The following is a 7,028-nucleotide window of genomic DNA, read 5'->3' as shown; positions in this document are numbered from 1 at the left end:
GCGCTGGGGGCCGACGCCGTGTACTGCGCGAGCGCCGCGCTCATCGCGATGGGGTGCCACCAGTGCCAGGACTGCGCGAGCGGACGGTGCAACTGGGGCATCGCCACGCAGCGCCCGGAGCTGACCAAGCGCCTCAACCCCGAGGTGGCGGCCGAGCGCGTGGTCAACCTCGTGCGCGCATGGAACCATGAGATCCAGGAGATGATGGGCGGCATGGGCATCAACGCCATCGACAGCCTGCGGGGCAACCGCCTCATGCTGCGCGGGATCGGGCTCACCGAGAAAGAGCTCGAGATCCTCGGCGTGAAGCACGCGGGAGAGTGAGGGGGACGATGATGGGGAAGAGGGTTTCCGTGACGCTCGGCACCGAGCATTTCACCGAGGCGAACGAGACGGTGCGCGACGCTTTGCTGCGCGCCGACACGGTGGTGGTGCGCGAGGCGTTCGCCCAGCGCTACCTGGGCTGCGCGATGCCGACGGGCAAGACGCTCGAGATCCACGGCGTGCCCGGCAACGACCTGGCGTGCTATTTGGACGGCGGCCGCATCGAGGTGTTCGGCAACGCTCAGGACCAGGTGGGCAACACCATGGACGGCGGCTGCATCGTGGTGCATGGGCGCTGCGGCGACGCGGCGGGCTACGGTATGCGCGGCGGGCAGATCTTCGTGCGCGACGGTTGCGGCTGGCGCGTGGGCATCCATATGAAGCAGTTCGAGGACAAGCGCCCCGCCATCGTCATCGGCGGCGACGCAGGCAGCTTCCTCGGCGAGTACCTGGCGGGCGGCGTCATCGTGCTCTTGGGCAAGCCGGGGCGCCACCTGGCCACCGGCATGCACGGCGGCGTGATCTACCTCAAGCACCGCATCGCCGATGACGAGGTGTCGGAGGGCCTGGTGCAGGAACCGGTGGACGAAGCCGACCGCGCCCTCATCCGCAGCCTGCTCGAACGCTACAACGGCTTCTTCGCCGCCGACCTCGGCGCGCCCGTCGACGCCACCGGCGAGGGCTTCTTCCGCCTGCGCCCCGCCACCGCCCGCCCCTACGCCAGCATGTACGCCAACTGATAAGACCCCTTCGTCATCCCGTGGGAAGCGGCGAAGGGCGAAGCCGAAGAATCCCGTGAGGCGCCAGCCGCGAGGTTTCCAGCCGCTGCACGGGATTCTTTGTGCTAAGGGGGAGGGACGGCGTCAGGCGGTTGCCTGCGTCGAGGGCTCTTCGCTTTCGGATCGTTCCAAGTCACAGTTTTGGCCGCTGTGAAGCCTTGCTGCGACACCCGACGGCGAACCGCTCTGCGTCACCTGGCCGAACGACTTGTCCCGGTCGCTGCTCAGGCGCTCAGACGGCCCGCAGAGCGCAAAAAGGCTTCACAGCGGCCAAAACTGTGACTTCGAGCCCGGCCTTTTGCGAAACTGCCCTCCGTTGGAAAGGGAATCGGCAAGGGGACTGCCAAGAGAACCGTCTTTGACGCGTCCTGCTGAGAGAACGTCCCTTCATCATCCTGCTCCGTCTATGTGATGGCATTTCCTCATCCTCGTCGGGAGACGGCAGCGCTGACGAATCCCAAGAACAGCGGGTGGGGGCGGGTGGGGCGGCTCTTGAACTCGGGGTGGCCCTGGCTGGCCACGAACCAGGGATGATCCGCCAGCTCCACCATCTCGACGAGCCGGCCGTCGGGAGACACGCCCGACACCGTGAGCCCCGCCTCCTGCAGCGCGTCGCGGAACGCGTTGTTCACCTCGTAGCGGTGGCGATGCCGCTCGTAGACCACCTCTTCGCCGTAGGCCTCGAAGGCCCGCGTCCCCGGCAGCACGCGGCAGGGGTACGCGCCCAGGCGCATGGTGCCGCCCTTGTCCTCCACGTCCTCCTGCTCGGGCATGAGGTCGATCACGGGATAGGCGGCTTCGGCGCCGAACTCGGCGGACGTCGCGTCCGGCATGCCGGCCACGTGGCGCGCGAACTCGCACACGGCGGCCTGGAGCCCCAGGCAGATGCCCAGAAACGGCACGCCGTTCTCGCGCGCGTAGCGAACGGCGGCAATCTTGCCCTCGAAGGCGCGCTCCCCGAAGCCGCCGGGCACGAGGATGCCGTCCGTGTCGGCCAGCGCCTCGGCCACGTTCCCCTCGTCGATCTCCTCGCCGTCCACCAAGCGCATGTCCACGTGGCGGCCGTGCGCCACGCCCGCATGGCCGAGCGCCTCCATCACGGACAGGTACGCGTCGGGCAGGCTCACGTACTTGCCCACCACGGCGATGCGCACCTCGCCCTCGCAAGCGTTCGCGGCCGCGACGAACGAGCGCAGCGGCCCGAGGTCGGCCTCGCGCGGCTCGAGCCCCAACCGGGCGAGCACCAGCTCGTCGAAGCGCTGGTCGTGCAGCACGAGCGGCACCTCGTAGATGGACGGCGCGTCCACGCAGGCCAGCACTTCCTCCGGTCGCACGTCGCAGAACAGCGCGATCTTCTCGCGCACGGGGTCGGTCACCTCGTGGTCGCTGCGGCACACGATGAAGTCGGGCTGCACGCCCAGCGACCGCAGCTCCTTCACCGAGTGCTGCGTGGGCTTCGTCTTCGCCTCGTGGGCGGCGGTGATGTAGGGCACTAGCGTCACGTGCGCGAACAGCACGTCGCCGGCGGGGTGCTCCTTCTTGAACTGGCGCGCGGCCTCGATGAAGGGCAGCGACTCGATGTCGCCGATGGTGCCGCCTATCTCGGAGATGACGATGTCGGCGCCCGACTGCTCGGCGATGCGGCGCAGGCGCTCCTTGATGGCCTCGGTGACGTGCGGGATCACCTGCACCGTGCCGCCCAGGAAGTCGCCGCGCCGCTCACGCGCGATGAGCGAGCGGTAGATGGAGCCCTGCGTGAAGTTGGACTCGCGCGAGAGGTTCTCGTCGATGAAGCGCTCGTAATGCCCGAGGTCCAGGTCGCCCTCGTGGCCGTCCTCGGTCACGAACACCTCGCCGTGCTGGAAGGGGCTCATGGTGCCGGGGTCCACGTTGAGGTAGGGGTCCATCTTCTGCATGGTCACGCGGTAGCCGCGCGCCTTCAGCAGGTGTCCGAGCGATGCCGCGGTGATGCCCTTGCCGAGCGACGAAACGACGCCGCCGGTCACGAAAATGTGCTTTGCCATAGCTCTCCTCACGTTCAAAGGCGTCCTCCAAACGTCTTTCGATTGTAGGCGACGCCGTCGCCCGCCGCCTGCCGCGCCCCATGATTTCACCTGCTTGAAACACAGGCGCCCTTTGCGCCCGTCGGCGCGCGGCTCGATGTAACACGAGTTTACCGAGTGGAAAACTGCTCGAAACACGAGGCCGGTAGCGTGAGGGGGGAAGTGAGAACAGGATGGGCCGGCGAACGGCGACCGGCGCCGACGAGTAAGGAGCGCGCGACATGGCGAAGGTTTCGGAGATCTACGGCTCGATGGTGTTCAACGAGCATACGATGCAGGAGCGGCTTCCGTCCGCCACCTACAAGAGCCTGCGCAAGACCATCGAGGAAGGCCAGCCGCTCGACAGAGAGGTGGCGAACGTCGTGGCGCACGCCATGAAGGAGTGGGCCATCGAGAAGGGGGCGACCCACTTCACGCACTGGTTCCAGCCGCTCTCGGGCATCACGTCGGAGAAGCACGACAGCTTCATCGACCCCTGCCCCGACGGCCGCGCCATCATGAGCTTCTCGGGCAAGGAGCTGATCCAGGGCGAGCCCGACGCGTCGTCGTTCCCCTCGGGCGGCCTGCGCGCCACCTTCGAGGCCCGCGGCTACACGGCGTGGGACCCCACCAGCTTCGCCTTCATCAAGGACGAGGTGCTGTGCATCCCCACCGCGTTCTGCAGCTACACCGGCGAGGCGCTCGACAAGAAGACGCCGCTTTTGCGCTCCATGAGCGCCATCGACGAGCAGGCCAAGCGCGTGCTGGCGCTGTTCGGTGAGGCCCCGGCCCGGGTGACCACCACCGTGGGGTCGGAGCAGGAGTACTTCCTCATCTCCGAGAAGGACTACGCCAAGCGCCAAGACCTCATCATGTGCGGCCGCACCCTGTTCGGCTACCCGCCGTGCAAGGGCCAGGAGCTGGAGGAGCACTACTTCGGCGCCATCCGCCCGTCGGTGAACGAGTTCATGAAGGAGCTCGACGACGAGCTGTGGAAGATCGGCGTGTCCGCCAAGACCAAGCACAACGAGGTGGCCCCCGCCCAGCACGAGCTGGCGCCCATCTTCACCAACAGCAACCGCGCCATCGACGAGAACCTGCTCACGATGGAGAAGATGCGCCTGCTGGCATCGCATCACGGCCTGGTGTGCCTGCAGCACGAGAAGCCCTTCGAGGGCATCAACGGCTCGGGCAAGCACAACAACTGGTCCATCTCGGCCGGCAAGACCAACCTGCTCGACCCGGGCGAGACGCCCATGGACAACCTGCGCTTCCTCGTGTTCCTCACGGGCGTCATCCAGGCGGTCGACGACTACCAGGAGCTGCTGCGCATGTCGGTGGCCTCGGCCGGCAACGACCACCGCTTGGGCGCGAACGAGGCCCCGCCGGCCATCATCTCCATCTTCCTGGGAGACGAGCTGGGGGCCATCGTGGACGCGCTCATCGACGGCCACGCCTACACCTCGGCCGACAAGGTTGCCATGGACCTGGGCGTGGCCGTGCTGCCGAACTTCCTGAAGGACAACACCGACCGCAACCGCACCTCACCGTTCGCGTTCACGGGCAACAAGTTCGAGTTCCGCATGCCGGGCTCCGCCGTGAACCTGTCCGACTGCAACATGATCCTCAACACCGCGATGGCGAAGAGCCTCAAGGGCTTCGCCGACGCGATGGAGGGGAAGGCAGGGGAGGAGTTCGAGGCGGCCGCCATCGCGTACGTCAAGGAAACCCTGGTCGAGCACCAGCGCATCATCTTCAACGGCAACGGCTACTCCGACGAGTGGCCGGCCGAGGCGGAGCGCCGGGGCCTGGCCAACCACCGCACCACCGCCGACGCGCTGCCGTGCCTCGTGGCGCCCGAGAGCGTCGCGCTGTTCGAGGAGTTCGGCGTGCTCTCCGAGCCCGAGGTGCGCAGCCGCTACGAGGTGAAGCTGGAGAAGTACAACAAGCTCGTCAACATCGAGGCGCGCACGATGAAGCGCATGGTGCGCCGCGCCTACCTGCCCGCCATCAACGCCTACGCCGCCAAGGTGGCCGGCCATATCACTGCGGTGAAGGCCGCGAGCGCCGGAGCCGACACGGGCCAGCAGGAGAGGCTGCTGGAGAAGCTGCTGGCCGGCGTGCGCGAGATCGACGCGCAGCTGCAGGTGCTCGACGCCGCCCACCACGCCAACATCGAGATGGCCGATCAGCAACGGCGCGCGAACGACAACGCGCACCATATCCTGCCCATCATGGACAAGCTGCGCGTCGCCGTGGACGCCGTCGAGGTGGTCGTCGACCGCGACCACTGGCCGGTGCCCACCTACAACGATATGCTCTTCTACGTATAACGTTCCGGCGGCTTGCCAGCCGCCGGAACTGCTCGACGCTGCGAAAGGCCCTGGAACCCGATCTTGCCCCTCTTTCGCTTGCCTTCGCGTACCGAAGTACGCTCAGCCGCGAAATGGGGCAATCTCGGGCACCAGGGCCTTTCTCGCTGACTTACTACGCCAACCTGGGCGAATGAAGTAAAAAGAAACCGGATGCCCCACGTGGCACCCGGTTTCTTCTTTGATCCGACAGCTTGCGGCGGTGCCCCCTTACGCCATGGCCTCCTTGATGCGGCGCGCGGCTTCCAGCAGGCGGTCGTCGGGAGTGGTGAGCGAGATGCGGATGTAGCCCTCGCCGTCCGGGCCGTAGCCGCTGCCCGGCGTCACGATGACGTGCGCCTGCTCCAAAAGCTTCGTGGCGAACGACGCGCTCGTCTCGCCGGCCGGCACCTTCGCCCACACGTAGATGGTGGCCTTCGGAGTGTTGCATTCCAGGCCGATGGCGCGCAGGGCCTCCACCACCACGTCGCGCCGGTGTTGGTAGAGCGCGCAGAGGTCGGCCACGCACTGCTGGTCGCCGGAGAGCGCCGCGATGGCCGCGTCCTGGACGGCCGTGAACTGGCCGGAGTCCAGGTTGTTCTTCACCGTGCCGAGCGCCCCCACCGCCTCAGGGTTGCCGCAGGCGAAGGCGATGCGCCAGCCGGTCATGTTGTAGGACTTCGACAGGCTGAAGAACTCGATGCAGCACTCCTTGGCATGCGGCCGCTCCAGGATGGAGGGCGCGCGGTAGCCGTCGAAGCAGATGTCGCAGTAGGCGTTGTCGTGCGCGAGCAGCAGGTCGTGCTCGAGGCAGAACGCGATGGCGGCGTCGAAGTACGCTTCGGCGGCGCAGGCGCCGGTGGGGTTGTTGGGGTAGCCCAGGAACATGATCTTCGCCGCGTCCAGCACGTCGGCGGGCACCTGCGAGAAGTCGGCCAGGAAGCCGTCCTCCTCGCGCATGGGCATGAAGTAGGTGTTCGCGTTCTGCATCAGGGCCCCGCCGGAGTACACCGGGTAGCCGATGGACGGCGCGAGCACCCAGTCGCCCGGGTCCAGATAAGCCGTGTGCAGGTGCGCGATGCCCTCCTTGCTGCCGATGAGCGCGAGCACCTCGGTGGCGGGGTCCACCTCCACGCCGAAGCGGCTGCGCATCCAGTCGGCGCACGCCGTGCGGTACGCGCGCGAGCCGGCGTAGTCGGGGTAGCGGTGGTTCGCGGGGTTGCGGATGGCCTCGGCCATGGCGTCGACGATGTGCGGCGGCGTGGGCGTGTCCGGGTCGCCGATGCCGAGCGAGATGACGTCGACGCCCTGCGCCTCGAGCGCGTCGCGCTTGGCGTCTATCTGGGCGAACAGGTACGGGGGCATGCGGTTCAGGAATGCGGCGGTTCTCATGGGCCCTTCTTCCTCTCTGTTGTCACACGTTCACGGTGCCCGCGAAGCTTTCGGCGGCGGGCCCCGTCATCATCACATGGCCGTCGTCGGCCCAGGCAACGTGCAGCGTCCCGCCGCGCAGCAGCACGTCGGTCTCGCGG

The 7,028-nt window shown here is 67.4% G+C and carries 5 protein-coding genes; 3 read left to right on the top strand and 2 right to left on the bottom strand.

Annotated features, from left to right (window positions below; genetic code table 11):
* Nucleotides 1–324 (top strand): glutamate synthase-related protein (locus tag GPA_RS00970; protein ID WP_041238719.1); only part of this gene is annotated, 324 nt, incomplete at its 5' end.
* An 11-nt stretch (nt 325–335) separates the two neighbouring features.
* Nucleotides 336–1,064, top strand: a complete 729-nt coding sequence (locus GPA_RS00965) for a GltB/FmdC/FwdC-like GXGXG domain-containing protein (protein WP_173014825.1) — start codon at nt 336–338, stop codon at nt 1,062–1,064.
* Nucleotides 1,065–1,525: 461 nt separating this feature from the next.
* Here GPA_RS00965 and GPA_RS00960 read toward each other — a convergent pair whose 3' ends face one another.
* The gene (locus GPA_RS00960) at nt 1,526–3,127 is read right to left on the bottom strand and encodes a CTP synthase (protein ID WP_015538687.1); all 1,602 of its coding nucleotides are present in this window, start codon (nt 3,125–3,127) and stop codon (nt 1,526–1,528) included.
* A gap of 260 nt (nt 3,128–3,387) precedes the next feature.
* Here GPA_RS00960 and GPA_RS00955 point away from each other — a divergent pair, with 260 nt between their 5' ends.
* Nucleotides 3,388–5,478: a glutamine synthetase III family protein gene (locus GPA_RS00955; protein WP_015538686.1), complete on the top strand. Its 2,091-nt coding sequence runs from the start codon at nt 3,388–3,390 to the stop codon at nt 5,476–5,478.
* Nucleotides 5,479–5,727: 249 nt separating this feature from the next.
* Here the strand turns inward: GPA_RS00955 and GPA_RS00950 are convergent, their stop codons facing one another.
* Nucleotides 5,728–6,888: an LL-diaminopimelate aminotransferase gene (locus GPA_RS00950; RefSeq protein ID WP_015538685.1), complete on the bottom strand. Its 1,161-nt coding sequence runs from the start codon at nt 6,886–6,888 to the stop codon at nt 5,728–5,730.
* Nucleotides 6,889–7,028: the final 140 nt, after the last annotated feature.

The organism is Gordonibacter pamelaeae 7-10-1-b (assembly GCF_000210055.1).
In the GTDB taxonomy this organism is placed as follows: Bacteria; Actinomycetota; Coriobacteriia; order Coriobacteriales; family Eggerthellaceae; genus Gordonibacter; species Gordonibacter pamelaeae.
The sequence above is the reverse complement of the archived record's forward strand: the minus strand, read 5'-3'. Positions and strand labels throughout refer to the sequence as shown.

What these genes read in the sequence shown, in the direction of transcription:
- GPA_RS00965 (WP_173014825.1), top strand. Translation starts at nt 336, where the DNA reads ATGGGGAAGAGGGTTTCCGTGACGCTCGGCACCGAGCATTTCACCGAG.
- GPA_RS00960 (WP_015538687.1), bottom strand. Translation starts at nt 3,127, where the DNA reads ATGGCAAAGCACATTTTCGTGACCGGCGGCGTCGTTTCGTCGCTCGGC.
- GPA_RS00955 (WP_015538686.1), top strand. Translation starts at nt 3,388, where the DNA reads ATGGCGAAGGTTTCGGAGATCTACGGCTCGATGGTGTTCAACGAGCAT.
- GPA_RS00950 (WP_015538685.1), bottom strand. Translation starts at nt 6,888, where the DNA reads ATGAGAACCGCCGCATTCCTGAACCGCATGCCCCCGTACCTGTTCGCC.